A 25,017-nucleotide genomic window follows, 5' to 3' on the forward strand; every position below is an offset into this window, starting at 1 on the left:
GCGATGCACGATAGATGGATGGAGTTGCAGCAACTGCGGTATGTGCTCGCCGTGGCAGAGAAGAAGAACTTCACCCGAGCGGCCGAGCAGTGCTTCGTCGTCCAATCGGCGCTCAGTCACCAGATCAAGGCGCTCGAACAAGAGCTGGGCGTGCCGCTGTTCGCCCGGACCAGCCGTCGGGTCGAGCTCACTGATGCCGGGGCGGCGTTCCTGCCCGCGGCGCGGGCGAGTCTGGAGGCCGCCGAGCGTGCTGCCGCCGACGCGGCAGCGACCGTAGGGCAGATCCGTGGCCCGTTGACGATCGGTGTCATCCCCACCGTGACCGCCATCGACATTCCCACTGCGCTGGGCGAATTCCACCGCGCTCACCCGGCGGTGAGCATCGCGCTTCGAAACGGCGGCAGCGACGAACTCATGACCGCGATCCGCGCGGGCGAGGTCGACATCGCCGTGCTGGGCCTGCCTGACGCGACCACCCCTCACCGTGTCCGGTTCATCGAGTTGGCCCGCGAACGTCTCGTTGCCGTCCTCGCCGCTGATCATCGACTGTCGGGGCGGCGCCGCCTGCGCCTACGCGATCTGGCAGACGAGACCTTCGCGGATTTTCCCGCCGGGACGCAGGGACGCGCACAGAGCGACCGGGCCTTCGATGCCGCCGAACTCCGGCGCGAGGTGACCTTCGAATCGATGTCTACCGATCTGATCCTCGACCTCGTGAAACAGGGCCTCGCCGTCGCACTGCTGCCCCCCGCCTTCGTCCCCTCGAACCCGAACCTGGTCCAGGTGCCCGTCAGCGACGGGCCGACCCGAGTCGAATACCTCGCCTGGAGCGACTTCAACCCCGCGCCCGCCGCGGTGGCATTCCTGGACGCATTGCACTCTCAGATGGCATCGAATCGACTGAAATCCCAACCTATTCCGATGCGACAATCGTCCTGGGAGTCGGATGCTCAGGCGAGGACGTTGTCGCGCAGATAGTTCGCCAGCTGGGTGCGGGACCGGATGCCGAGCTTCCGGTACAGCCGTCCCAGATGCATTTCGATGGTCTTGACGCTGAGGAAGAGCTGCTCGGCGATCTCACGGTTGGTGCCGCCGCGGGCGGCGAGCCGGGCCACCTGGAGTTCCTGCGGGGTGAGCCGGTGTCCCGCGGCTGCGGCGGGCGCGTCGACCGGCCGGCCGACGGCGCCCAGTTCCGTCGCGGCCTGTGCGGCCCACGTGCGGGCCCCGATGTGCCGGAACGCGTCGAACGCCACCTCCAGATGCTTGCGGGCGTCGCGCCGGCGCCCGGCGCGGCGCAACCGTTCGCCGTAGCACAGCGCGGTCCGGGCGGTGTCGAACGGGGACGGCGAGCGTGCGTGTAGTTGCAGGGCTTTGGTGAACCAGGTGTCGTACTCCGCGTCGTCGCCGATCAGTGCCCGGCCGCGGCAGATCAGGGCTCCGAGGGCATCGGGCAGCGCGAGTTCCGTGAGCAGCCGCAACTGTTCGCGAACCGCGTCCGGCACGTCGCGTCCTGTTCGGACGTACGCTTCGATCAGGTCTGCGGACGACGCTCGCGCGACGAGGAGACCGTCCGCGTACCCGGACGGTCGCCGGTTGGCCTCCTCCAGATGGTCGACGGCACGGTCGGGCCGATTCAGGCTCAGTTCCAGCAGCCCGAGTCCGTCCAGGGCGTCGCGATGCATCTCGCCCAGACGGGTCCTCTCGCGGATCCGCAACGAGTCGGCGGCGTGCGCCCGGCAGGCCTGTTCGTCACCGAGTTGCGCCTCGAGTTCCGCCAGGCATCCGAGCGCCGCGCAGAGCGCGAGCAAATCACCTGTGCGGGTGGCGAGTTCGACGGCCTCGGTGGCCGCGCGACGACCGGAGTGCAGGCGTCCGAGGCGGCTGTCGGCCAGCGCCGTGACGTACAGCGCCAGGGGCAACTGCCCCCAGGCGCCCTCGGCCCGGAGCCGGTGGACCAGCGGGTCGAGCACCTGCCGCGGATCGCCGTCCTCCCCGTGCCAGGCCACCGCGCCCAGCTCCGCGAACAGGACCCATTCGACGTCGGCGTCGGTGCCCCACCGCGCGAGCGCCGCCGCATCCTGCAGCCAGCGCATCCCGTCGGAGGGGTTGCCGGACAACGACAACGCGCTGCCGATGACGAGCGAGCCGAGGAGCGTCGTGTCGGTGTCCCGGGGCGGCGCCGACCGGATCGCCCGGCGAGCGAGCCGCAGTGCCCCCTCGGGCTCGCCGGCGACGAGTGCTCCCTCGGCCGCCATGGCCAACAGGTGGGCGCCTCGCGCCGGGTCTCGTCGACCGATGTCCGCGGCGCCCGTCTCCCACACCCGGCGTGCGATACACGCTGCGCCGGTGTGGAGTTCGACCCGTCCGCGGACGCCGGCGCTGGCGGCCCGCAGGGCCGGATCGGTGGTGTGGTCGTCGGATCGGTCCAGCAGCCGCAGCGCGGTCGTGCTGCGGCCCGCGCGCCGGGCCGCGTCGGCCGCCGCGCAGAGACGCCGGGCCGTACCCGCCTCGTCGGCGGAGAACGCGGCAGCCTGCTCCATGACGACCGCGGCGGCCGCGTACCCGCGCCGTTCCGACGTCAGCCGCGCGGACTGCTCCAGTTCCCGGGCGGTGCCCTCGTCCGGGGCGAGGGTGGCTTCGGTCAGGTGCCACGCACGTCGGTCCTGCTGCGCCGGATCGGTGAGCATCTCGGCCACTGCGCGGTGCAGCGACCGCCGCCGCGTCGGCGGGAGATCGGATACCGCGGCGCTGCGGATCAACGGATGCGGAAAGGACAACCGGCCGCCCGCGAACGACGTCAACCCGGTGTCCTCGAGCGTTCCCAGGGCACCGCCGGCGATCCCCAGGTGCGCCAGGACGGCGGACACCACCGGCAACCCGTCGTCGGCCGCCACCGCCGCGACCTGGAGGGCTCGGCGTGTCGCGTCGTCGAGCGCGGCGATGCGCGCACCGAAGATGCGGGTCGCGGCCGACCCGGCGCGTACCGGGAGGCGCAGCGGACGGGTTCCGGTGAGTTCGTCACACGAGAGAGTGCCCGCCAGCTCCAGCAGCGCCGACGGGTTGCCCCCGACCTGTGCGGCCGCCGCCGCCACCACGTCGTCCGGCGGGCGCCGGCCCAGGAGGGCGGCCAGCAGCTGACCGGCCGCCTCGTCGTCGAGACCCCGCACCACCGACGTCTCGACGCCGGCCGGACCCTGCGGCTCGCGGGTGGCGACCAGAATCCCGATCCGCTCGGTGGTGAGCCGCCGAGCGGCGAAGGCGACGGCGTCCAGGGTCGGCCGGTCCAGCCACTGTGCATCGTCGATCACCACCAGCAGTGCCGCGCTGCGTGCGGCCGCTGTCAGAACCCGGAAGAATCCGGCGTAGATCGCGAATCGGTCCTCCGGCCCGGGAATTTCGTGCGCGGTGGAGCCGCACAACGGGCGCACCCTGGGCGGCGACGCAATGGGCCCCGGCACCGGCGCCAGCAGGCGTTCGAGCGCCGCGAAGGGGATCGGGGCCTCGGCTTCCGCACCCGTCACCGACAGCACCCCGAGCCCGAAAGCATGCTCGCGGGCGTAGTCGAGGAGGGCGGTCTTGCCGATTCCCGCTTCCCCGCTCAGCACCACTGCTCCACCCGCTCCCTGCCGGAGTGCGGCAAGCAGCCGATCGATGCGTGCGCATTCCGGTCCCCGCCCGAACAGCACAGCTTCACCGTAGCCCCCGGGCGGGGGCCGGCGCCCTCTTCTCAACCGAAATGGAAGCATCGGGGCCGGCCTCGACCGAAACGAGACCCGTCGGTACGTGGCCATGCCCGAGTCGTCGCGATGCAGGGTTTTCCCCGTCGCCCGGCGTCGGGTTCGTCGGCGATGCTGATATACAGCCGATCCATTTCCGTGCCGTGGGCGCGTACCGGTCGCGGCACGCGACGCGAGGAGAAACACCATGAGCAGGACTACGTTTCGCGCGGCGGTAGCGGCGACCGCCATGGCCCCCATGATCGCCCTCGGCACCGGTGCCGCGACAGCGGCCCCCGCCATCCCCACCGCGCCTGCCCCGATCGCGGAATCCGTCCAGCCGGCGGTCCTCGGCCCGTTCGGTGTCGTGTGCGTTCCGTTGCTCTTCGTTCCGGTCGTCGGAGTGCCGCTGTTCGTGGTCTGCCTCGTCTGACACCGGGTCGACCCCTCGTTGCGGCGAGCCGGCCCGGCCCGCCGCAACGAGACACCCGTACCCGCCGAGATGCGCAGCCGGCATCTCGGCGGCCCCTCCTTACCGTGACGGTCGTGTACCGAGGCGACCGGTGGGTATCCCGAAGGACGGATCGCCGGCATCGGCGGGGCGCCCGGCACGGACCACGGGAGGAAACGAACAGTGACCGACTTCGGCTACACCATGCTCTGCGAGCAGTCCCGGCCGGACCACCTCGTCCGCGACGTGCAGATGGCGGAGAAGGCCGGCTTCGACTTCTCGGTGATCAGTGACCACTACAACCCGTGGCTGGAGGAACAGGGGCATTCCGGCTACGCGTGGTCCATCCTTGGTGCCGCGGCCCAGGCCACCGAGCAGATCCCGCTCATGACCTACGTGACCTGCCCGATCCTGCGGTACCACCCGGCGGTGGTGGCGCAGAAGGCGGCGACGATGCAGATCCTGTCCGGGGGCCGGTTCCGCCTCGGCCTGGGCGCGGGCGAGAACCTCAACGAACACGTCGTCGGCAAGGGCTGGCCCGCGGTGGGCACCCGTCACGAGATGCTCGCCGAGGCCGTGGAGATCATTTCGGCGCTGTTCGACGGCGGCAACGTGAACTTCCGCGGCGACTACTTCGACGTCGAGTCCGCGCACCTGTACGACCTGCCCGAGACCCGGGTGCCGATCGGCATCGCCGTGTCCGGTTCGCAGTCGTGCGCCCTCGCTGGGGAGAAGGCCGACCTGATGGTGGCGACCGAACCCGAGCCGGAGCTGACCCGGATGTTCGACGAGGCCGGGGGAGCGGGCAAACCGCGAGTCGGGCAGATCGCCGTCTCCTACGACACCGACCGCGACGCGGCGGTGCAGCGGGCGCACGAGCAGTTCCGATGGTTCGGCCTCGGCTGGAAGGTCAACCCGGACCTGCCCGCGCCGTCCTCGTTCGCGGCGGCCACCCGGTTCGTGACGCCCGAGCAGGTCGGGGCGCAACTGCCGTGCGGCGACGACATCGACGAGTACGTGGACAAGATCCGGCCGTTCGTCGACGCGGGATTCACGGAGGTCGCCCTCGTCCAGATCGGAGGTGACCGGCAGGGGCCGTTCATCCGGTGGGCCGAACAGGAACTGCTACCGGCGCTGCGCAGCCTGTTGCCGGGCTCATGAAGCGCAGCCTGTTGCCGGGCTCATGAAGCGCAGCCTGTTGCCGGGCTCATGAAACGCCGCGCGCTCGCGGCGCGATGGTCTCGGTAGTAGTCAGTTTTCGCTGACGCCGCAGACCTCGGACCCGCATGCCGCCGCGAGCGCACCCGACGGTCGCCGGCGTCGAAGGGTGCCGAGATGAACGTCGAACCGCGGATGGCCGGGTTGCGCCAATGGCGCACCGATCGCCTCGAGGATCTCGTGGCCCAGCTCGAACGCACGACCGATCCCGCGCTGCCCTGCTTCGCGCGCGACGTCGCGCGCACCGAGCTGGCGCTGCGCCGGGAGGGCGGAACGGTGGACTGGGTGTGCCGTGTCAGGGCACAGCCGAGGTCCGACGGTCGTTCCGTGCTGCTGACCCTGGCGTTGCCCACGACGCTGTCGGAGCCGGAGGTGCGCGACGCGGCTCTGGTCCGCGCCCGCGAACTGTTCGGGTCCGACGTCGTCGTCGACAGCGTGCAGTTCGGCGACTGAGGGGTTCGCCGAGCCGGTCAGGGTCCGAGCCGGACGGCCGAGACCAGGCCGGACACCGTGGCGACGGTACCGACCGCCACGAAGCCGGTCACCATGGTGGCGACGGCCCCCGCGGAGACGACCGTGCCGAGGACGGTGCCCACGCGGGGACGCAGGCCGGAGGCCGGACGGATCGGGGCCGGCTCCTCGAGGCGTATCGAGTGGGGCGCCGCCGGAATCGTCGCGGCCGGCAGAGCGAAGAGGGGGGTCGGGTCGGTGGGCGATGTTCTCGGACATATCAGTGTTTCCCCGTCCGTCGTTGACACCTTGTGCCTCCAGTGTCGCGGCGGCGGGTCTCCGGCAGATGGCCGCATTTTGAACTCTGGGTTTCGTGGAGTCGGCGTCGTCGGTCCCGGTTCCGGGGCACCGCGGGCGAGGCAGCGGCGTGGCAGTACGGTGATCCGCCCGAGTGTGCCGGCCCGCACGCGCCCGGATGCCGGTCACCGCCCCCCTGCGCGGTGACCGGCCCCGCCGGTCCGCCGCATCACCCGACGTTCCGGCGCGTTGCCCCTCGGAAGAGGGGCCGGTGGCGACGCCCCGGCCGCACGAGGGCGCAGTCCGTTCGACAGCCACCATCAATCGGAACGCACCGGGGATCGCCGCGGTTCCGGAGCCGAGGTCGCGAACGGGGTGAAAGTGAGGGTGAAAACCGGGGGACGGCGGCGGACGATGGAACGGCGCTCCGGGTGGCCGTCCCGACGGACCCGCGCACCGGTGGCCGACCCTGCGATGCGGGCCGGCCGCCGACATGCATAATGGCCGCAGCGTTGCTGACGCCCGTGCAGGGAAAGTCCGGTCCGAGTCCGGCGCTGACCCGCAACGGTAGGCCGTCCATCCGACGGTGAGCCCGATCGCCTGCACGGGGGTGCGCGACTCCGGTATTTCGTCGTGGTCTACGAGATGGAGTCCAGCAGGGTAGCCGGTGCCCGCTGTCCGGGGTCGCTGCCGTGCCGGAGTCTGCCTCGTGCCACCTGAGCAGAGCACGAGGTCCCATGCCCGTCGACTTCCGCCGTCCCGTGCGAGACGCCGCCGCGGTTCTCGCCGCCCTGACCGTCGCCACCACGGCCCTGTCGGGTTGCTCGCGGGGCGCAGACACCGGCGCCACCCCGCCGGCCGCGGCCTTCGGTGAACCGGTGACGATCACCAACTGCGGACGCACCGCGACCTACGACGCGCCCCCGCAGCGGATCGTGTCGATGAACGACCACGTCACCGAAACCCTGATCCAGATGGGCGTGGGGGATCGCATCGTCGGTATGGGCTACGGCGAGAAGGACGACCCGCTGCCCGAGACGGCCGAGCAGTTCCGGGCGATTCCGTCGCTGGCTGCCGAGTACCCCACGTACGAGCAGATCCGCGACCTCGACCCGGATCTGGTCGTCGGCGGGATGCGCAGCGCATTCGACGACAAGACCGGACGCGGGCGGGACGCACTCGAGCAGGCGGGTATCCGCACGTTCCTGTTCTCCGAGTACTGCGGTGCCGGCTTCTCCGATATCGCGTTGCTGGAGAACGACTTCGCCCAACTCGGCGCCCTCCTCGGTACCGAGGAACAGGCCGCGGCCCTGACCGAATCGATCACCGCGGAACTCGACGCGGTACGCGCCCGCCTGGAGCAGGCCGCCGTCGCGCCGGTGCGCACCTTCTTCTACGACTCGGGCGAAGCCGAGCCGCTCTCGGTCGGCGGCGTGGGCATCGGCAACCTCATCGCCGAATACGCCGGCGCCGACAACATCACCGCCGAAGGCCCGAAACCGTACTTCACCACCGGCTGGGAGGTCGTCGGCGAGCGCGCACCCGAGGCGATCGTCGTACTCGACTACGGCGCGACCAGCGCGGAGGACAAGATCGCCTATCTGAAGAACCAGCCGATCGTGGCCACCACGCCCGCCGTGCGCAACGATCGTTTCGTCGTCGTGCCGCTCGACGACTTCTTCGAGAGCTCGCGCATGGTCGACTCGGTCGCGACGATCGCCCGCGGACTGCACCCGGCCGCGTTCACGGATCCGGAATGACCCCCGCCGGTACCCTGGCCGACGCATCGGCGCCGCACGCCGGCGCCGCGGCGCCGGCCGCGCGGGGACGGGACGGGGGCGCGGCGCGTCGTTCGCTGTGGCTGATCCTGCCGCCGCTGCTCGCCGCACTCGTGCTGGCGCTGGCGGGCGCCGTGTCGCTGGGCACGGTGAACATCCCCTTCGGCGACGTGTGGGCGATCGTCGCGCACCGCCTCGCACCGGGGGCCTTCACGCCGTGGTGGACCGCGGCGCGGGAAGCGATCGTCGTCGAATCACGCCTGCCCCGGGCGTTGACGGCCGCCGTCGTCGGTGCCGCGCTCGCGATCGCCGGGGTGGTGGCGCAGGCGGTGACCCGCAACCCGCTGGCCGACCCCTACCTGTTGGGCGTGTCCTCCGGTGCCGGGTTCGGGGTGGTGCTGGTGACGGTCCTGGGTGTCGGCAGCGGCGCACTCGGAGCCTTCACCCTGCCGTTCGCGGCCTTCCTCGGAGCCCTGTTTCCGCTCGCCGGCGCGATCGCGGTGAGTCTGCGCGCCCATGCCGTCACCGCGATCGTCCTCGTCGGCGTGGCGATGTCGATGGTGTTCTCCGCGGCGACCACCTTCACCCTGCTGGTCCTGGGTGACGACCGTCAGATCGGTACGGTGATACGTTGGCTGGCAGGAGGATTCGGGGATGCGACGTGGTCGATGCTCGCCGCGCCGGCGCTGGTCCTGCTCACCGTCGGCGGCGGCGTCCTGCTGTGCGGCCGGCAGCTGAACCTGCTGCTCGTCGGCGACGACGGGGCGACCGCCCTGGGAATGGACGTGCGGCGGTTCCGCATCCTGATCCTGCTGGCGGTCTCTCTGCTCACCGCCGCGGCGGTGGCCGTCTCGGGGACCGTCGGATTCATCGGACTGCTGATCCCGCACATCGCCGGCCATCTCGTCGGCCGCAACACCGTCCGGCTGATACCCGTGGCGGCGGTGGCCGGGGCGCTCGCGCTGGTCCTGGCCGACATGGTCGCCCGTTCGGTCAGCGGCTCGACCGAGCTGCCGGTGGGGGTCGTCACCGGTCTGCTCGGTGCGCCCGCCTTCCTCGTCATGCTGTGGCGCAGCTACGGGCGGGCACGATGACCCGCCTGCGCGCCACCGGGGTCCGCGCGCGGCTGGGCGAACGCACCGTACTCGACGGGGTGGACCTCGACGTGGCCCCGGGCCGGGTGCTCGCCCTCGTCGGGCCCAACGGCAGCGGCAAGACGACCCTGCTGCGCGCCTGTTACCGCGCGGTGCGGGTCGGGGCCGGCGCGATCACCGTCGGCGACGAGGACGTCACGGACCTGAAGCGCCGCACCCTCGCGCGCCTGGTCGGGGTCGGCGTCCAGGAGCCGGTCTCGCTCGGTGGGACGACCGTGCGCGAATCGGTGCAGCTGGGACGCACCGCCCGGCGGGGATGGCTCGAACCCTTCGGTGACGACGACCGGATGGTCGTCGAGGATGTGCTCGGCCGGCTCGGGCTGCTGCACCTCGCCGATCGCGACGTGCTCGCCCTGTCCGGTGGGGAACGCCAACGTGTGTCCATAGCCCGGGCCCTGGCCCAGCAACCCCGCGTGCTCCTGCTCGACGAGCCGACGAATCATCTCGACCTGCGCCACCAGCTGACCGTGCTGGAGTTGCTGCGCAGCCTCGCCACGGACGGGCTCGCCGTGCTGGTGACGCTGCACGACCTGCGGCTGGCGACCGCGTACTGCGATCGCATGGCGGTGCTGGACCACGGATCGGTGGTCGCTGCGGGAACCCCGGAAGACGTCCTGCATCCCGCCGTGCTGGCGGGGGTCTTCGGAGTTCGTGGCCGGGTGGCTGTGGACGGCGACGGACGACGCACGCTCGAGGTCTGGGGGCTCGCCGATGCCTGACGGGTACGCCGACGCCGCGGCGCGTGCCTACGCCGCGGCCCGAACCCTGCTCGGCGACTTCGCGCACACCGTCGACCTCGGGACCGCCGTCCTTCCGGGCACGGTGACGACCGATCCGCAGTGGCTGGCCGGACGGGTATCCGACACCGGCCGCAGGTGGGACTGCAGCGACCCTCGGGTCAACGGCACGCTCTGGTGGTACTCGGCCAGTTCGACCCTGGTGGCCGGACCCGTCGCGATGCTCCTGGCCACCGGCCACGCTCCCGATCCCGACCCGGCCCGGTTGCGCTGCGTGCTGCGGGAGGACGGCTACCTCGGCGCGGTGCGTTCCTCGCGCCTGCTGCCCGGGCGCGATGCCTTTGCGCGCGCTCTCGTGCCGGCGCTGTCGGCGATCATCGCGCCGCTCGCGCGGGTGTCGGGTGCGCCGGCGCGGGCGTTGTGGGCCGTCGCGTCCGACTCGATCGCCAACCGTGCCCTCGACGCCGGGCGTGCCGCCCACCGCGTCGACGACGGGTGCACCCTCGCCGCCGCGCTGTCGCGGCCGCCGCTGCTGCCACCGCGTTTCGTCGACGTCGATCCCACCGGGAGCGTCACGGCGGCAGCTCCCGGATCGCCGGAGCCGGCGGACGGGCGACGCTTCGTGCGACGCAGCTCCTGCTGCCTGATCTACCGGGCGACCGACAGCGGCAAGTGCACGAGCTGCCCGCGCCGGTCACCGGCCGACCGCGCCGCGGCGCTGGGGCGGTACGTCGCCGCGCAGGAGTAGCGGATCAGGCCACCGCGAGCGCGATCAGCGCGATCGCCGGTGGCGTGCACTGCGCCGCGGCACCCCCGAGCCCGGCGCCGCGGGGCCGGCTCATGGCCATGCGGTCCGAGACGAACAGGGCGATCCCGGCGAGCAGCATGAATGAACACGTGTAGAGCACGAGCGCGCGTCCGACCGTGTCCTCGCCGGCCCGCCACAGGGCCACCCCCATCAGCGCGCCGGTGCCGAGGAACAGGTTGTAGAAGCCGACGTTGAACGCCCACATCCGCACCGCTGCGACGTCGCCGGTGGGGATGCGGAACAGGTCTTCGTGTATCGACGGCCGCCGGAACAGCAGCGTCTCCCACACGAAGGCGAGCAGATGCACGGCCGCGCCGACCAGCGCGGCGACCTGCGCGAGAACGATCACGACGCACCTGCCTCCGCTGCGAGCGTGACCCCGTACCGGTCGGCGACCTCTCGGAGAATCCGACCCGTCTCGTCCGGTGGACGCTCGTGCCCGAGGGCGTCGACCGCGCCGAAGAAGCCGCCCATCGAGGTCCCGGCGGCGATCAGCAGGAAGGTCGCGGCGTCGGTCAGGACGGTGAAGGAGTTCACCGTTCCCGGCGCGAGGGTGATCGTGTCCCCGGCCGCGAGCTCGTGACCGGTCGCTGCGGCACGGACCAGGATCCGGCCGCTCAGCACGTGATACGACTTGGCCCACGGTTCGGCGTGCAGCGGCGCCGGCTCGGTGCGCGGGGCCTCGACGAGGAAGAGCTCGTAGGCTCCGCCGGCGTGTGCACCGGTGGACAGGACCGTGACGGTTGCGTCGGGCAGGGTGAGGCGACGGCCCTCGCCCATCCTGCAGAGTTCGATGTTGTCTGACATGTCTGTCACGTTAGGAACCGCCCGGCCGGTGGCCCATCCCCGAAAACGGGGATGGGTACAGGCCCGCCACCAGCGCATACTGGGTTCATGCTCGAGATCCGGGCGGAGAAGGTGGGCCGCGAGGTGGTGGCGCTCGCGGCCGCGGGCGCCGATGTGACGCAGGTGCACGGGCGCGCCATCGAACTCGTCGGCCGGACGGTGCGCAGCGACCTGACGTGCTGGGCGATGATCGATCCCCGGTCCCTGACGATCGGTTCCATGACGAGCGGACCCGACCGGGTTCCGCCGGAATACGAGCCGCTGCTCGCTGAGAGCGAGTACCGCGGACGGGATCCCGGCACTTTCGCCGAGCTGTTCCGCAACGGCCGCAGTGCGGCCCGGGGATCCGAGCTGCCCCCGGACGAGGTGGCCCACAGTCTTCGCCACGCCGGGGTGTGGCGTCCGCTCGGGTTGGACCACGAACTGCGCGTGATCTTCCGCATCGGCGGACTGTGCTGGGGTGCGGCCGGATTCGTTCGGTCCGGGGCGGACTTCACCGACTCGGAGGTCGAGTTCCTCACGCGGGTGGCGCCGGCGGTGGCGTCGGCGACCCGCGCCGCCGTGTGCGCCACCGCCGCCTCGCGCCTGGGCGACCCGGGTCCGGCGGTCGTACTCACCGGGGCCGCGGGTGAGCCGCTCGCGCTCACAGCGGCCGCCCGCGACTGGCAGGACCGATTCGACGAGATCGCGCCCGGACGGCTGGCCGTCATGGTGCGCGCCGCCGCGTTCGGGGCGCGTGCGAGCGGTTCGGGTGTGTTCCGAACGCGGATCCGCGACGCCACCGGCGGGTGGATCCTGATGCGGGCCACCGCGCTGCTGGGCGGTGCCGAACCGCAGACCGTGGTCACCATCGAGCATGCGACCGGCCTCGAACTCGCCGAGTTGCTGCTCGCCGCATACGCGCTCACCGCCCGCGAACGGGACGTGTGCCTCGAGGTGATGGCCGGATACTCGACCGCCGAGATCGCCGACCGTCGCGGTATCACTCCGAACACCGTCCACGATCACCTCAAGGCGATCTACACGAAGACCGGAGTCCGCAGCAGGGCCGAACTCACCGCCCGCCTGCGGTCCGATCGGGACCTGCGCCGAACCACAGCCGCCGGGCCGGAGTGATCGCACCGGCCGAGCGCATCTGCCAAGATCAGGCATGCCCCTGAACCGGCGGATCCTGTCCGTGCTGTGCGCACTCGGCCTCCTGACCGCCTGCATGTCGACGGACGATGCCGCGCCCGGGCCGTCCGGATCCGCCGATACCGCGGCCGCATCGGGGACCGCCTCGTCGGCCGACCCCGCACAGGCCGAGGCCGTGGACCGGATCGTGCGCGACACCATGGCGGAGACGCACCTGAAGGCGGCGGTCGTGCGCGTCACCGTCGACGGCAGGGAGATCCTCACCCGCGCCTACGGCGAATCCACCACCGGCGTGCCGGCGACGACCGACATGCACTTCCGCAACGGCGCGGTGGCCATCTCCTACGTCGCCACGCTGCTGCTGCAACTCGTCGACGAGGGGAAGGTCCGCCTCGACGACAAGGTCTCGACGTGGCTGCCCAACATTCCGAATTCGGACCGGGTCACCCTCGGGCAGCTCGCCCAGATGACCTCCGGCTATGCCGACTACGTGCAGAATCCCGAACTGTCGGATGCGATCTACCGGGACCCGTTCCGGAACTGGACGCCCGACGAGCTCATCGCCTACGGCACGTCCCAGCCCCTCTTCTACGAGCCCGGCACCAACTGGAACTACGCGCACACCAACTACGTGATCCTCGGCCTGGCCCTCGAGAAGATCACCGGCCGGCCGGTGGCGGAACTGCTGCAGGAGAAGGTACTCGACCCGCTCGGGCTGGACGGCACGACGCCGTCGCAGACGCCGGCGATCCCGGAGCCGGTGCTGCATGCGTTCAGCTCGGAACGCCGGCAGGCGCTCGGGATCCCCGCCGCGACACCCTTCTACGAGGAATCCACGTTCTGGGACCCGTCCTGGACCATCACCCGCGGCGCCGTCCAGACCACCGACATCCACGACCTGCACGACACCGCGGTCGCCGTCGGCACCGGCACGCTGCTCTCCCCGGAGTCGTACCGGGCGATGGTGTCGACGGACCTGCGCGGCCGGACCACCGCGCTGCCCGGCTGCCCCACGTGCTTCCCGCAGTCCGAGGGCTACACCTATGGCCTCGGTGTGGTGGTCACCGGCAACTGGCTGATGCAGAACCCGTTGTTCGGTGGGTACGCCGCGGTCGAGGCATACCTGCCGTCGCGGAAGATCGCCGTCGCCGTCGCCGTCACCTTCGACCCGGCGGCGTTCGACGACACCGGTGCGTACCGGAACGAGGCCGACACGCTGTTCCGTCGGATCGGTGCGCACCTCGCCCCGGACGACGCACCCCCGCCGCGGCCCACCCGGTGACGAACCCCGCCGCGGCCCACCCGGTGACTCACGCCGTCACAGCAGCCCCGACAGGCGTGCCGAGCCGTCGAAGAGGAACCGCACGAGCACCGCGTCGTCCGGGGTGACCCGCGACGCCGACCCCTGCAGGTAGAGGCCGCCGACGACGAACGCCGAACGGTCCCGGATCGGCACCGCCAGCGCGGCCCGCCCGGTCCGGCACTCCTCGCCCTCGTACGCGTAGCCCGCGGCGGCGACGGCGCGCAGTTCCTCGGCGAGGACGTCGTGGTCGCAGATCGTGTGGTCGGTCAGGCGCCGCAGTTCCGGATCGGGACGCACGTGCGGATGGTGCGCCAACATGAGCTTGCCGAGGGCGTTGGCGTGCAGGTTCTTCGCCAGCACGCCGATGGCGATGATCTCGTGGTCGGGGTCCTTGTCGACGAACCGCAGCCGCCCGGCCGCGAACGAGGCGACGTGCACCCCGAATCGGGTGTGGGTGCGCAGCTCCTCGACGACGTCGTGCAGCGTCGGCGACGGGCTCGTCTCCGCGGCCGCCTGCGCGAGCTCCGCGGTGCGACGACCCAGCGCGAAGCCGGACAGGTCCGGCACGCGGACGAGGAATCCGTCGGCCACGAGCAGGTTGAGCATGCGGTACGCGGTGGTCGGCGGCACCCCGGCGAACCTGGCGATCTCCTTCGCGGACGTGCCGGGGCCGAGCTGCGCGACGGCCTCGAGCATCCCCAGCGCCTTCTGCACCGCGCGCGGCTGCTGTCCGCTGAAGTGCGAATCGTCCGCGTGCACGGACACGTGCGCGGTCAACCCGGGTTCCCGTCGCGGGGACGGGCGTCGTCGCCGGGGTGCGAGACGTCCGGGAGGATGCGCCGCCGCCCGTCCGCGCCGATCACGAGGGTCCCCGCCCCGGGGAGGATGTCCCCGGTCTCGACCGAGTCGAACGCACCGATGGTCGTCAGGCTGCCCGGCCGGACCCGGCGCAGCACGTACTGCCACACCGTGCCGGACGCCGCGACCGCCGAGAGTGTCGCGGGCACGACCCATACGCCGTGCGCGGTGCCGTCGACGGCGATGTAGCCGAGCAGGCCCATCCCCAGGACCGAGACGAACAGCGCGGCCGCCCGCGTCACGACGGTGTGCTCGCCGATGCGGTGCAGGAATCGCAGCGACGCGACGGCCACCAGCGTGTAGGCCACGACGAGGCCGATCTCCACCACGCCGTCGAACGCCCCCGAATCCGCCCCCGCGAGGGACGCGTACAGGCACGCGCCGGCGAAACCCGCGGCGGTGAAGGAGAGCACGCCCACGTGCGGGGTGCGGAACCGGTCGTGGACACGGGCGAGGGCGCTCGGCAGCACCCTCTCGACACCCATCGAGTACAGCAGCCGGGAACCCGCCTGCGCGCACCCCAGGGTCGACGCGAGCCACGAGCACGTCATGCCCGCCTGCACCGCGAGCACCACACCGACGCTCGCGCCGGACGCCGTGCCGTCGAAGTACGCGCCGACGACGACGGCGCCGTGGCCGGACAACGCGGCCCACGCCGCGAACACGAACAGGACACCGACGACGACGGGGGAGATCAGCACGGTGCGAGTGACGGTCACCAACGGCCGCTTGGCCTCCGGGCCGAAGAACGCGGCGCTCTCGAAGCCCGCCATCGACAGCACGGTGAGCATCGCGAGGAACGGCATGAGGCTCAGGGGTGCGTCCGGCAGTTCGGTGGTGGCCGTGCCCGCACCGGCCGGGGTGCCGAGCATGAGCGCCACGATGAGCACGAGCGAGCACGCCTCGACGAGCAGGATGGCGCGCGTCGCGAACCGCACGCCGCGCACCGTGATCACCGCGACGGCAACCGCGACGAGACCGATCGTGACCGACCACGGCGCGGCGCCGGGCACGTGCATGCCGAGCAGGTCTGCGATGCGGAGCAGGCTCTGTGCGGCCTGCGACATCACCGAGATCGAGATGCCGAGATAGCCCAGCAGCAGCGCCGCGCCCGTGGTGAGGGTCGCGCGGGCGCTCAGGCCCTGGAACACGAAGCTGTAGAGCGACCCGGCCGCGGCGAGGCGCCGCGTGAACTGCGTGATGCACAGCGCCACCAGCACCACCACGGCGGTGGTCCCCGCGATCGTCAGCAGACCGCCGATGCCCGGCCGGTGGGTCACCATCCACAGCGCGATGAACACCATCCCGGTGGCCGGCGCGATCGTCGACAGGGACTGGCCGAGCAGATCGATCGGGGTGAGCTGACGGCGGCCGAGGGCGCGCAGCGGCGAATACACCGGATCCCGATGGGTTTCGGCGTCCCGTGAGCGGGCAATCGCGGCCCGGAGTGCGGTTGTCACGATCGTCGTATCCCGTCTGTGCGTCCGTGCAGCCGGCGGTGCCGGCACCTCGGGCGGTGAAACGCCTCAGGGCGAGGGACAACGTAGCGCCGCGGTGTTACGCGACGGTTACCTCCGCGAACGACATGTGGACGGCAAGTGGGAATCCGCCCGACGCGGCGCTGTGGCCCGCGCCACCGCACGGCCCCGTGCCCCGTGCGGACACGGTCCCCCGAGCGCCGGAGACCGTGTCCCACCTGCAGTGTCCGCATGGGGCGCGCCGCCACGGCCGGTTCCACTCGCGGTGCCCCCGGACGTTTCCCCGAGGACCCGTTCGCGACGCATCCGGTGCGCACGATTGACCGGCACGATCACTCGACTGCGAAGGGGACGACCATGATCTGGGCGGTGGTTGCGGCGCTCGTCGGCGGGACGTTGTTGCTCGCCGGGGTGCCGAAGGCCGGCGATCACGAGGGGCTGCTGCGCGTCGTCCGCGGCTATCGGCTGCTGCCGCCCGTGTTGGAACGGGCGGTCGCGCGGGTGTTGCCCGCCGCGGAGATCGCCGTGGGTGCCCTGCTGGTGCTCGGCGTCGCCGGCAGTGCCGCCGCGGCTGTCGCGGCGGTGCTGTTCCTCGGCTTCTTCGTCGGTCTCACCGTGAACCTCGCGCGGGGCCGGCGCGAGCTCGACTGCGGCTGCTTCGCGTTCGGCGGCCACGGCGAGGCACCGCGCATCGGCTGGTTCCACTCCGTGCGGGCCGGTGCGTTCGCCGCCGCGTCGATCGTGCTGGCCCTCACCGGACCCGCGACGATCGCCGCGCTCCAGCAGGTGGCGGCAATCGCGCTCGCGGCGCTCGCGCTCGCCGCCGGGCTCGCGGTGGCACAGTTGCGCTCCGTGGTCCACGTCGGGCGCCGGCCCGTCGACGAGCACCTGACCGGCGCGTCCATCGAACTGCGCGCGGTCTCTGCCGTGTCGCGCTACGGGGCCTGAAACCATTTCTTCCACAACATTTTCCGAGACGGGACGACAGATGGACACCATATTTCTCGTTGCGATCATCGTGCTGGTGGTGGCGGTCGCCGTGTTGTTCCTGATGGTCCTCGCGCTGGCCCGCGAGATCGGCCGGGTGCAGGTCCGGCTCGGCCCCCTCGGGGCCCGCATGATGGACACCGGTCCGAAGATCGAGCAGGCCGGCCCGTCCTTCCGGGGCCTCACCGACCACGTGGGCCGCACCGTCGGCGTCGGCGGCCACCGCGACAGGCCGCAGCTGCTGCTGTTCACGGCGCCCACCTGTTCCACCTGCAAGAGCCTGCTGCCCGGCATCCGGGCGATGGCCAAGGCGGAGAAGGACCTCGACGTCGTGATCGTCTCCGACGGCACACCGGAGGAACACCGGCAGTTCCTCGCCGGCAGCAACATCGGCACCGAACTGAGCTACGTCGACGGCCGCGACGTCGGCATCGCCTACCAGGTCGGCACCACCCCCTACGGGGTGATCCTCGACGAGCACGGCAAGATCCGCGCCAAGGGGCTGTGCAACCACATGGCCCAGGTCGAGAGCCTGCTCAACGCCCTCGAGACCGGCACCCCGTCGCTGCAGCACCTGCACGAACAGGCCAAGGCCCGCGCCGCCGCGAGCGCCTGAATCCCGCCTTCCCCTGGACGAACGGAGAGATGCGTTGGAAGAGATGTACGAGAACCGGTATCCGGTCGACGAGGAGACCGTCAAGGAACAAGCCGCCTGGATGGCCGGCAAGGGCGGCTCGTTCATGAGCCGGACCGGACGCCGGATGTCGGAACAGGTGTCGCGCCGCTCGATGATCAGCCGCCTCGGCCGCTGGACGATGGGCGTGTCGGGGGTGGCGCTCATCAGTTCGCTTCCGGTGACCCGCACCGCGTTCGCGCAGGAACCCGCCCCCGCGCCCGGCCCGGAACCGCTCGTGCCCGTGTACGACGGCAAGGATCCCGCCGAGTGCGAGTACTGGCGCTGGTGCAACATGGACGGCACCTCCTGCGCTGCCTGCAACGGAGGCGGAGTGACCACGTGCGCGCCGGGCAGCAAGCCGGGCGCCGAATTCTGGGTGGGCTGCTGCACCAACCCCGACACCGGCAAGACCTACCTGATCGCCTACTACGACTGCTGCGGCGCCCCGTCGTGCTCCAACGCCTTCTGCGGCGAGCCCGATATGCAGGCCGTTATGTACAACCCGGTCTCGGGCAGCTACGACCAGGAGATCATCTGGTGCGTGTCCGACGAATCCCAGTCGTACACCTGCACCATGGCCCCCATCATCGGCGAGGACTGCCAGGCCCGTCCCGCCGACCGCCCGAAGGTCGGTGCCGGATCATGACATCGCGTTCCCGCCGCCTCGTGCGTCCCGCCGCGGCCGTCGTTCCGCTCGCGCTGCTCGTCACCCTCGCCGGCTGCGGCTCGTCCGGCGACGACGCGAACACCGCCGGCGACGTCACCTATCCCACCGTCGAATTCAGCACCCCCGGCGAGGGCATCTCGCTCGGCCACGACGACCAGGAGATCGGCGACACCATCCCCGAACCGCTGCACGTCGCCGAGATCGACCCCATCCGACGTGACCAGCTCGTCGCCGTGGCAGGCGGATTCGGCAAGCTCGAGCTCGGCGTCAACGTCCTCGACCCGAAGACGGGCGTCGCCGGCAGCCGCATCGTCGTCGGCCCCGGCATCTGGGACCCCGTGATCCACGGCTTCGTCGGCGAGACCCCGTCCGATCCGGCCGTTCTCGCCGCCGAGGTGTGGCGCCCCCGCGGCTCGCGGGGGGCCGCGGACTTCACCGTCAGCACCTACTCCGGGAATCTGCTCGAGCCGGCCGAGGCGCTGCTGCCCGACGTCGCGCGCGTGCACTCGCGGCCCGGTTCCAACGCGGTCACCTCCGACGGGCGGTACTTCGTCACGTGGGACGACGGGCTCTACGGCGTCCGCGTCGTGGACCTCGAGACGAAGCAGCAGAGCGGGGCCGTGCAGATCGTCGGCTGCGGACCGTTCACCTGGACCGTGGACCACGAGATCTACAGCGTGTGCGAGGAGACCGGCGAGCTGATCCGGATCTCCGTCGGCGACGACGGCGTGCCGGCCGAGACCGCCCGGGCGAAGGTGCTGCCGGAGGACTTCGTCAGCGCCCGGAAGGTCGGGTGGGCCGCCGAGGCGCGCAAGGCCCTGCTGGTCGGGGAGAACGGCGACGTGTACGTCTTCGACTTCTCGAACGGCCTGCCGCAGGGCGCGGTGACGCCGATCGGCAACGCCGGTCAGCCCGACGGGCGGTTCGCGAGCGACGTCATCGACAACACCGGCACCCGGATCGCGATCGCCTACACCGACTCACCGATCCATCCCAGTTCCGCGCGCGGCGGCGACCTGGCCCGCATCGTGCTGTCCGACGCCGCGAACCTCGCCCCGATCCGGTCGCTGAGCCTGCAGGACCTGGGGCTGACCGACATCGCGAGCATGGCGTTCTCCGTCGACGGCGCGACGTTCTACGTCCTCGGTGGCAATCCGGAGGGTCAGGGCGAGGCGGCACAGCGCATCGTCGGGTTCGACGCCGCGACCGGGCAACAGGTCTCCTCGGCGGAGATTAGCGGCAACGTCGAGGATTTCACCGACCTGCTCACCCCCGAGGTGATCGGATGAGACAACCCGACAACGGGTTGGGCCGGCGCCGATTCCTCGCCCTGGGCTCCCTCGGAGCCGGGGCGCTGGGAATGAGCGCGCTCGGGTTCGGTGCCGCCGGCTGCGCTACCGCATCGTCCGGTACGCAGCCGGCGGCCGCCGGCTCGGACACACGATCGGCGGCGTCCGATCTCGACTACATTTCCCCGGCCGATCCGGAGATCGCCGCCGCCGAGGCCGCCCGCGGGTGGAACGGCACCGTGGCGTCGTTCGCGCTCGCCGCCGGATTCTCCACCGTCGACCTGGGCGGACGCCTGGTCCATACCTGGACCTACGGCGGGCACGCCGTCGCCCCGGAACTGCGGGTACGCAAGGGCGACCGGCTCGACGCCGTGGTGCGCAACGACCTGGACGCCGACACCACGCTCCACTGGCACGGCATCCGGATCCGCAACGACATGGACGGCGCAGCGCCCGTCACCCAGGCGGCGATCGCACCGGGCACGACGTTCGACTACAGCTTCGTCGTCCCGGACCCCGGCACCCACTGGTACCACTCGCACAGCGGCCTGCAGGCCGACCGCGGCCTGTTCGGGGCCCTGATCGTGGAGGACCCCGACGACCGCACCGGCGCCGACGCCGACGCCGTCCTGGTTCTCGACGACTGGGTCGACGGCCTGGGCACCACGCCCGACGCCGTGCTCACGGCGCTCAACCCCGCGATCTCCGGCGGTCACGGCGGCCACGGCGGGAGTGCGGCACCCGGCGCGCACCCGGCCGGCGACACGGACGTCGCCCGGCGGCTGGTGAGCGCCGGGCACGGCGACTCCGCGCCCCTCGGCGGGATGACCCAGCACATCGCGTATCCGTTGCACCTGATCAACGGTCGTCCCCCGAACGATCCCGCCCCGGTCGTCGCCGCGGCGGGACAGCGGTTGCGGCTGCGGATCGTCAACGCGGCGGCGGAGACCCCGTACCGGTTCGCGGTCGCCGGGCACGAACTCACGATCGTCGCGGCGGACGGCTTCGACGTGCAGCCCACCGTCGCCGACACGATCGTCGTCGGAATGGCGCAACGCTACGACGTCCTCGTCACCGTGAAGTCGGGCGTGTGGCCGATCGTCGCGAAGGTCGAAGGGCGGCAAGGGTATGCCTCGACGGTGCTGCGCACCCCGGATGCGGTGCCGATGGCCGACGCCGACGTGGGCGACGCGATCCCCGAACTCGGCGGCCGGCTCGTCGCGGAGAGCGCGTTGCGGCCTGCCGACACCGTGCGGCTCGACCCGCGCGAGCCCGACCGGGACTACCGGATCGAGCTGATCCAGGCAGGGGACCGCTACGTGTGGGGCATGGCCGGCGCCGACGCCGGCCGCCTCGTCATGAAACAGGGTGAACGCGTGCGGATCACGATGAAGAACTCGTCCACCATGTGGCACCCCATGCACACGCACGGACACACCTTCGCGATCGGCGCGTACGGCGGGTTGCGCCGCGACACGGTCAACGTGCTGCCCGGCACCGAACTTGCGATCGAATTCGATGCCGACAATCCGGGCGAATGGATGTTCCACTGCCACAACGCCTACCACTTCGAAGCCGGCATGACCGCGAACCTGCGGTACATCCGATGAGAGGAATCGCCATGAGAAAGTCCGTCACCCTGCTCGCCGGCCTGCTGACCGCGGCGAGCCTGTCCGCGTGCGGCAGCGCCGGAGGTTCGGCCGAACCGGCCGTCGTCGTGGAGGTGAAGAACATGGCCTACAACCCGGAGTCGGTGACGATCGAGAAGGGGCAGACCGTCGAATGGCGATTCGACGACGGCGGACTGCCGCACGACGTCGTGGGCGAGGGCCCCCTCGAGGGGGAGCTGAAGAGTGAACTCCTCACCGAGGGAACGTATTCCTACACCTTCGACGAAGCCGGCACGTTCACCTATCACTGCACGCCGCACCCGATGATGGTCGGCACCGTGATCGTCCGGGAATGACCCGGCGGCCGGGGTGGGCTGCGGCCCTGCTGCTTCCGCTCGTCACGGCCTGCGGCCCGTCCGAGCGGCCCCCGGACGCGGTGGTGGTCGTCAGCAACGTCCACTTCGCTCCGCCCGACGTGACCGTGCCGGCCGGCGGCATCGTCGAATGGCGGTTCGAGGACGGCGGGGTGCTGCACCAGGTCACGTCGGAGGGGCGGTTCGACAGCGGGATCACCGGGGGAGGCACGTACTCCCACACCTTCGACGAACCGGGAACCTACGAGTACACCTGCTCGGTCCACCGGTACATGACCGGCACCGTCACCGTCACCGAATCCTGAACCAGTCGTCCGAATCCGGAGAACACCGATCCCTTGGAGGAAGTCATGACAGCAGTACTCACGCACGAGCCGCTGACGACGGACGTGCCGGACATCCGTCCCACCCTGCAGAAGGCCGTGCCGTCGCGCACCCGGGCGGCGCTGATCGCCGCCGCCGGCGTCGCCGGTGCGGGGGCGGCGGCGCTCCTCACGCCGTCGGGACCCGCCGCGACGACCGCCGCGGTCGTGGGTGCCGGCGCCGTCACCGCCCTGGCCGCGAACTGGTCGACGTGCGGCATGTCGGTCGCCGGCGTCGTCGCGGCTCCGAAGCAGCCCGACCGCGCGGGCTCGTCGACGCCGGTGCGCCGGCTCGGCTGGCACGCGCTCGGGTCGGTCGCGACCGGCGCCCCCACCGGTGCGCTCGTCGGCGCGCTCGGTGCGTTCGTCGCCGGATCCGTCCCGGTGACGTGGGCGCTCGTCGCGTGGGGCGTCGTCGCGTTCGCCTACGGTCTGCACGAGCTGGGTCTGGTGACGCTGCCGACGCCGATGCGCCGCCGGCAGCTGCCGCGGCACCTGCGCCGGTCGATGGCCCCGTGGAAGGTCTCGCTGCTCTTCGGCGCCATGATCGGACCCGGCTTCGTGATCTTCATCCGGTCGAGCGCGTACTACCTGCTGGTGCTCGGCGTCGCCGTGGTCGGCTCCCCGGCGCTCGGCGCCGCCCTGTTCACGCTCGTCTCGCTCGGCCGGTGCCTGCCGAGCCTGCTGGCGATCCTGCACACCCGCGGCGGCGGGTCGATGCCGGGCTTCCTGTCGGCGATGTGCGTGGTCGACCGCCGCGTGCAGACGCTGACCGGCGCCGTGCTCGTCGCCCTCGGCGCGTTCGCGGTCGTCGCCGCACTCTGACGTGCCGGTTCGCGGCGGTTTCCGGGCGCACTACCGCACCCGGGACCGCCGCGACTAACGTCGGGCGGCATGACGACTTCTCTGCAGAACATCGGCATCAACACCCTCGGCGGGGTGCCCACCTCCCTCGCCGAGTTCGACGGCCGCGCGGTCCTCGTGGTCAACGTCGCCTCCAAGTGTGGCCTGACCCCGCAGTACACGGCGCTCGAGAAGCTCGCCGTCGAGTACGCGGACCGGGGCCTGACCGTGGTCGGTGTGCCGTGCAACCAGTTCATGGGCCAGGAGCCGGGCACCGCCGAGGAGATCCGGACCTTCTGCTCCACCAACTACGGCGTCACGTTCCCGCTGATGGAGAAGATCGACGTCAACGGCGAGAGCCGGCACCCCCTCTACACCGAGCTCACCCAGCACCCCGACGCGAACGGGGAGGCCGGCGACGTGCAGTGGAACTTCGAGAAGTTCCTCGTCGCGCCGGACGGGAACGTCGTCGCCCGGTTCCGGCCGCGCACCGAGCCCGACGCCCCCGAGGTGATCGCGGCCATCGAAGCCGCGCTGCCCCGCTGACCGCGATGACCGACACCATCGATGCGCGGGCGGCCCTGTACGACGTGATCCGTGCGCGCCGCGACGTTCGCGCGGAGTTCACCGGCGAGCGCGTCGACGAGCAGGTCCTGTGGCGGGTGCTGGGTGCGGCGCACGCCGCGCCCAGCGTCGGCAACACCCAGCCGTGGGACTTCGTGGTGGTCCGCGACCCGCAGCGGCTCGCCGAGTTCGCCGACCACGTCGCCGGATGCCGTCGCGCGTTCGCGGACTCGTTGCCGGAGGAGCGGCGGCGCACCTTCGACCCCATCAAGGTCGAGGGCATCGCCGAGTCCGGCACCGGGATCGTGGTCACCTACGACCCGTCGCGGGGCGGGCAGCACATCCTCGGCCGGCACACGATCGACGACGTGGGCGTGTTCTCGGCGGTGCTGTCGATCCAGAACCTGTGGCTCGCGGCGACCGTCGAAGGACTCGGTGTCGGCTGGGTCTCGTTCTACGACGAGGCGTTCCTCGCCGACTTCGTCGGGGCGCGGACCCCGGTGCGGCCGATCGCGTGGCTGTGCGTCGGCCCCGTGACGCGGTTGCAGGAGGTGCCGGACCTCGAACGGTTCGGGTGGCGGACCGGCCGGCCCCTCGCCGACGCCGTGCATGCCGAAACCCTTCAGGTCCGCGACGCCTGACGTTCACCCGGCCCTGGCACCGTGGAGCCCATGAGCGGCCAGCTGATCGTGTCGGTGTCGGGCATCAGGGACGAAACCCGCCCGGCGGTGGACGCCTTCGCCCGGGAGATGGACGCCCGCGGCGTGCCGCTGTCGCTGCTCGTCGCGCCGCGACTGAAGGATCACTACCGGCTGGCGCGCGACCCGCACACCCAGGAGTGGCTGCTCGAGCGTCGCGAGGGCGGCGACGCCATCGTGCTCCACGGCTACGATCAGGCCGCGACCAAGCGGCGGCGCGCCGAGTTCGCGGTCCTGCCCGAACACGAGGCGCGGCTGCGGTTGCTCGCCGCCGACCGGGTGCTCGAGGAGACGGGGCTGCGGACCCGGCTGTTCGCGCCGCCGCGCTGGCTCGCCTCGCCCGGGGCCGTCGCGGCGCTGCCCGCCACCGGTTTCCGGCTCCTGGCCGGCGCCGCCGGAATCCACGACCTCGACCGCGATACCGTCACCCATGCACGGGTGTTCGGCATCGGCGAGGGCGCCAAGGCCGAACCGTGGTGGTGCCGGGCGATGGTCATCGGCGCCGCCCGGGTCGCACGGCGCGGCGGGCTGCTGCGGCTGTCGATCTCCGGCAAGCAACTCGACCGGCCGGGGCCGCGGCAGGCGATGCTCGACGCGATCGACCTCGCCCTGCACCTCGAGGCGCAGCCCTCCGTCTACCGCTGGCCGCCGCGCCTGCGCACACTCGGCGCGGCCTGAGCCCGAAGATCCGCCCACACGAACCTACCCTGCAGTAGGTT

The 25,017-nt window shown here is 71.7% G+C and carries 27 protein-coding genes; 21 read left to right on the top strand and 6 right to left on the bottom strand.

Annotated elements, in window-relative coordinates:
• Positions 1–18 precede the first annotated feature (18 nt).
• Positions 19–978, top strand: a complete 960-nt coding sequence (locus ISO16_RS22345; protein ID WP_072634392.1) for a LysR substrate-binding domain-containing protein — start codon at positions 19–21, stop codon at positions 976–978.
• Here ISO16_RS22345 and ISO16_RS29015 read toward each other — a convergent pair.
• Entirely contained in the window at positions 951–3,746 is a 2,796-nt protein-coding gene (locus tag ISO16_RS29015; protein ID WP_276207664.1) for an AAA family ATPase, read from the bottom strand. The genes ISO16_RS22345 and ISO16_RS29015 overlap by 28 nt on opposite strands.
• A gap of 178 nt (positions 3,747–3,924) precedes the next feature.
• On the opposite strand from ISO16_RS29015, the gene ISO16_RS22355 reads away from it, so the two are divergent.
• From ISO16_RS22355 to ISO16_RS22365, 3 genes are all read left to right on the top strand, one after another.
• Entirely contained in the window at positions 3,925–4,149 is a 225-nt protein-coding gene (locus tag ISO16_RS22355) for a hypothetical protein (RefSeq protein WP_139310946.1), read from the top strand.
• Between the two features lie 201 nt (positions 4,150–4,350).
• Positions 4,351–5,328, top strand: a complete 978-nt coding sequence (locus tag ISO16_RS22360; RefSeq protein WP_083662398.1) for an LLM class F420-dependent oxidoreductase — start codon at positions 4,351–4,353, stop codon at positions 5,326–5,328.
• 174 nt (positions 5,329–5,502) lie between these two features.
• Positions 5,503–5,838 carry a hypothetical protein gene (locus tag ISO16_RS22365; RefSeq protein ID WP_029541385.1) on the top strand — a complete coding sequence of 112 codons (336 nt, stop codon included), beginning with the start codon at positions 5,503–5,505 and terminating at the stop codon, positions 5,836–5,838.
• A 17-nt stretch (positions 5,839–5,855) separates the two neighbouring features.
• Here ISO16_RS22365 and ISO16_RS28970 read toward each other — a convergent pair whose 3' ends face one another.
• Positions 5,856–5,981 carry a hypothetical protein gene (locus ISO16_RS28970; protein WP_268256883.1) on the bottom strand — a complete coding sequence of 42 codons (126 nt, stop codon included), beginning with the start codon at positions 5,979–5,981 and terminating at the stop codon, positions 5,856–5,858.
• An 888-nt stretch (positions 5,982–6,869) separates the two neighbouring features.
• Between ISO16_RS28970 and ISO16_RS22375 the strand changes: the two genes are divergently transcribed.
• Genes ISO16_RS22375 through ISO16_RS22390 form a run of 4 tightly spaced genes read left to right on the top strand, consistent with a single transcriptional unit; the run spans position 6,870 to position 10,549 of the window.
• The gene (locus ISO16_RS22375; RefSeq protein ID WP_072634394.1) at positions 6,870–7,892 is read left to right on the top strand and encodes an ABC transporter substrate-binding protein; all 1,023 of its coding nucleotides are present in this window, start codon (positions 6,870–6,872) and stop codon (positions 7,890–7,892) included.
• Positions 7,889–9,004: a FecCD family ABC transporter permease gene (locus tag ISO16_RS22380; RefSeq protein WP_072634395.1), complete on the top strand. Its 1,116-nt coding sequence runs from the start codon at positions 7,889–7,891 to the stop codon at positions 9,002–9,004. Before ISO16_RS22375 ends, ISO16_RS22380 begins: the two co-directional genes overlap by 4 nt.
• Positions 9,001–9,783 carry an ABC transporter ATP-binding protein gene (locus ISO16_RS22385; RefSeq protein WP_072634566.1) on the top strand — a complete coding sequence of 261 codons (783 nt, stop codon included), beginning with the start codon at positions 9,001–9,003 and terminating at the stop codon, positions 9,781–9,783. The genes ISO16_RS22380 and ISO16_RS22385 overlap by 4 nt, the downstream gene beginning before the upstream one ends.
• The gene (locus tag ISO16_RS22390; protein WP_230304416.1) at positions 9,776–10,549 is read left to right on the top strand and encodes a (2Fe-2S)-binding protein; all 774 of its coding nucleotides are present in this window, start codon (positions 9,776–9,778) and stop codon (positions 10,547–10,549) included. The genes ISO16_RS22385 and ISO16_RS22390 overlap by 8 nt, the downstream gene beginning before the upstream one ends.
• A gap of 4 nt (positions 10,550–10,553) precedes the next feature.
• Here the strand turns inward: ISO16_RS22390 and ISO16_RS22395 are convergent, their stop codons facing one another.
• Both ISO16_RS22395 and ISO16_RS22400 read right to left on the bottom strand, forming a co-directional pair.
• Positions 10,554–10,958 (bottom strand): DUF1304 domain-containing protein, encoded by a 405-nt coding sequence (locus ISO16_RS22395; RefSeq protein WP_072634397.1) that lies wholly within the window; start codon positions 10,956–10,958, stop codon positions 10,554–10,556.
• Positions 10,955–11,416 (bottom strand): hypothetical protein, encoded by a 462-nt coding sequence (locus ISO16_RS22400; protein ID WP_043801529.1) that lies wholly within the window; start codon positions 11,414–11,416, stop codon positions 10,955–10,957. Before ISO16_RS22400 ends, ISO16_RS22395 begins: the two co-directional genes overlap by 4 nt.
• 87 nt (positions 11,417–11,503) lie before the next feature.
• On the opposite strand from ISO16_RS22400, the gene ISO16_RS22405 reads away from it, so the two are divergent.
• Positions 11,504–12,571 (top strand): helix-turn-helix transcriptional regulator, encoded by a 1,068-nt coding sequence (locus ISO16_RS22405; protein WP_006932013.1) that lies wholly within the window; start codon positions 11,504–11,506, stop codon positions 12,569–12,571.
• Positions 12,572–12,605: 34 nt separating this feature from the next.
• On the top strand, positions 12,606–13,871 hold the full coding sequence (locus tag ISO16_RS22410) for a serine hydrolase domain-containing protein (RefSeq protein ID WP_072634398.1): 1,266 nt from the start codon (positions 12,606–12,608) through the stop codon (positions 13,869–13,871).
• Positions 13,872–13,907: 36 nt separating this feature from the next.
• Here ISO16_RS22410 and ISO16_RS22415 read toward each other — a convergent pair whose 3' ends face one another.
• On the bottom strand, positions 13,908–14,669 hold the full coding sequence (locus tag ISO16_RS22415) for an IclR family transcriptional regulator (protein ID WP_006932018.1): 762 nt from the start codon (positions 14,667–14,669) through the stop codon (positions 13,908–13,910).
• Entirely contained in the window at positions 14,666–16,210 is a 1,545-nt protein-coding gene (locus ISO16_RS22420; protein ID WP_072634399.1) for an APC family permease, read from the bottom strand. Before ISO16_RS22420 ends, ISO16_RS22415 begins: the two co-directional genes overlap by 4 nt.
• 375 nt (positions 16,211–16,585) lie before the next feature.
• Here ISO16_RS22420 and ISO16_RS22425 point away from each other — a divergent pair, with 375 nt between their 5' ends.
• The 11 genes from ISO16_RS22425 to ISO16_RS22475 all read left to right on the top strand — a co-directional run bounded on the left by ISO16_RS22425 (position 16,586) and on the right by ISO16_RS22475 (position 24,976).
• Positions 16,586–17,176 (top strand): MauE/DoxX family redox-associated membrane protein, encoded by a 591-nt coding sequence (locus ISO16_RS22425; protein WP_235431167.1) that lies wholly within the window; start codon positions 16,586–16,588, stop codon positions 17,174–17,176.
• A 40-nt stretch (positions 17,177–17,216) separates the two neighbouring features.
• Entirely contained in the window at positions 17,217–17,831 is a 615-nt protein-coding gene (locus ISO16_RS22430) for a redoxin domain-containing protein (RefSeq protein ID WP_065922985.1), read from the top strand.
• 43 nt (positions 17,832–17,874) lie between these two features.
• Positions 17,875–18,537 carry a methylamine dehydrogenase light chain gene (locus tag ISO16_RS22435; RefSeq protein ID WP_072634401.1) on the top strand — a complete coding sequence of 221 codons (663 nt, stop codon included), beginning with the start codon at positions 17,875–17,877 and terminating at the stop codon, positions 18,535–18,537.
• A complete protein-coding gene (locus ISO16_RS22440; RefSeq protein WP_065922984.1) occupies positions 18,534–19,847 on the top strand; it encodes a hypothetical protein in 1,314 nt (437 codons plus the stop codon). Before ISO16_RS22435 ends, ISO16_RS22440 begins: the two co-directional genes overlap by 4 nt.
• Positions 19,844–21,457, top strand: coding sequence for a multicopper oxidase family protein (locus tag ISO16_RS22445; protein ID WP_072634402.1), 1,614 nt, complete (start codon positions 19,844–19,846; stop codon positions 21,455–21,457). The genes ISO16_RS22440 and ISO16_RS22445 overlap by 4 nt, the downstream gene beginning before the upstream one ends.
• A gap of 11 nt (positions 21,458–21,468) precedes the next feature.
• Positions 21,469–21,813: a cupredoxin domain-containing protein gene (locus tag ISO16_RS22450; RefSeq protein WP_072634403.1), complete on the top strand. Its 345-nt coding sequence runs from the start codon at positions 21,469–21,471 to the stop codon at positions 21,811–21,813.
• Positions 21,810–22,136, top strand: a complete 327-nt coding sequence (locus ISO16_RS22455) for a cupredoxin domain-containing protein (protein WP_072634404.1) — start codon at positions 21,810–21,812, stop codon at positions 22,134–22,136. The genes ISO16_RS22450 and ISO16_RS22455 overlap by 4 nt, the downstream gene beginning before the upstream one ends.
• Before the next feature lie 45 nt (positions 22,137–22,181).
• Entirely contained in the window at positions 22,182–23,018 is an 837-nt protein-coding gene (locus ISO16_RS22460) for a methylamine utilization protein (protein ID WP_072634405.1), read from the top strand.
• A 69-nt stretch (positions 23,019–23,087) separates the two neighbouring features.
• On the top strand, positions 23,088–23,582 hold the full coding sequence (locus ISO16_RS22465; RefSeq protein ID WP_006940357.1) for a glutathione peroxidase: 495 nt from the start codon (positions 23,088–23,090) through the stop codon (positions 23,580–23,582).
• 5 nt (positions 23,583–23,587) lie between these two features.
• Entirely contained in the window at positions 23,588–24,241 is a 654-nt protein-coding gene (gene bluB / locus ISO16_RS22470) for a 5,6-dimethylbenzimidazole synthase (protein ID WP_050034634.1), read from the top strand.
• Positions 24,242–24,271: 30 nt separating this feature from the next.
• Complete coding sequence (locus ISO16_RS22475; protein WP_006940351.1) at positions 24,272–24,976, top strand: DUF2334 domain-containing protein; 705 nt, start codon at positions 24,272–24,274, stop codon at positions 24,974–24,976.
• Positions 24,977–25,017 lie beyond the last annotated feature (41 nt).

Source organism: Rhodococcus sp. M8 (assembly GCF_015654185.1).
Lineage (GTDB): Bacteria > Actinomycetota > Actinomycetes > Mycobacteriales > Mycobacteriaceae > Rhodococcus > Rhodococcus aetherivorans.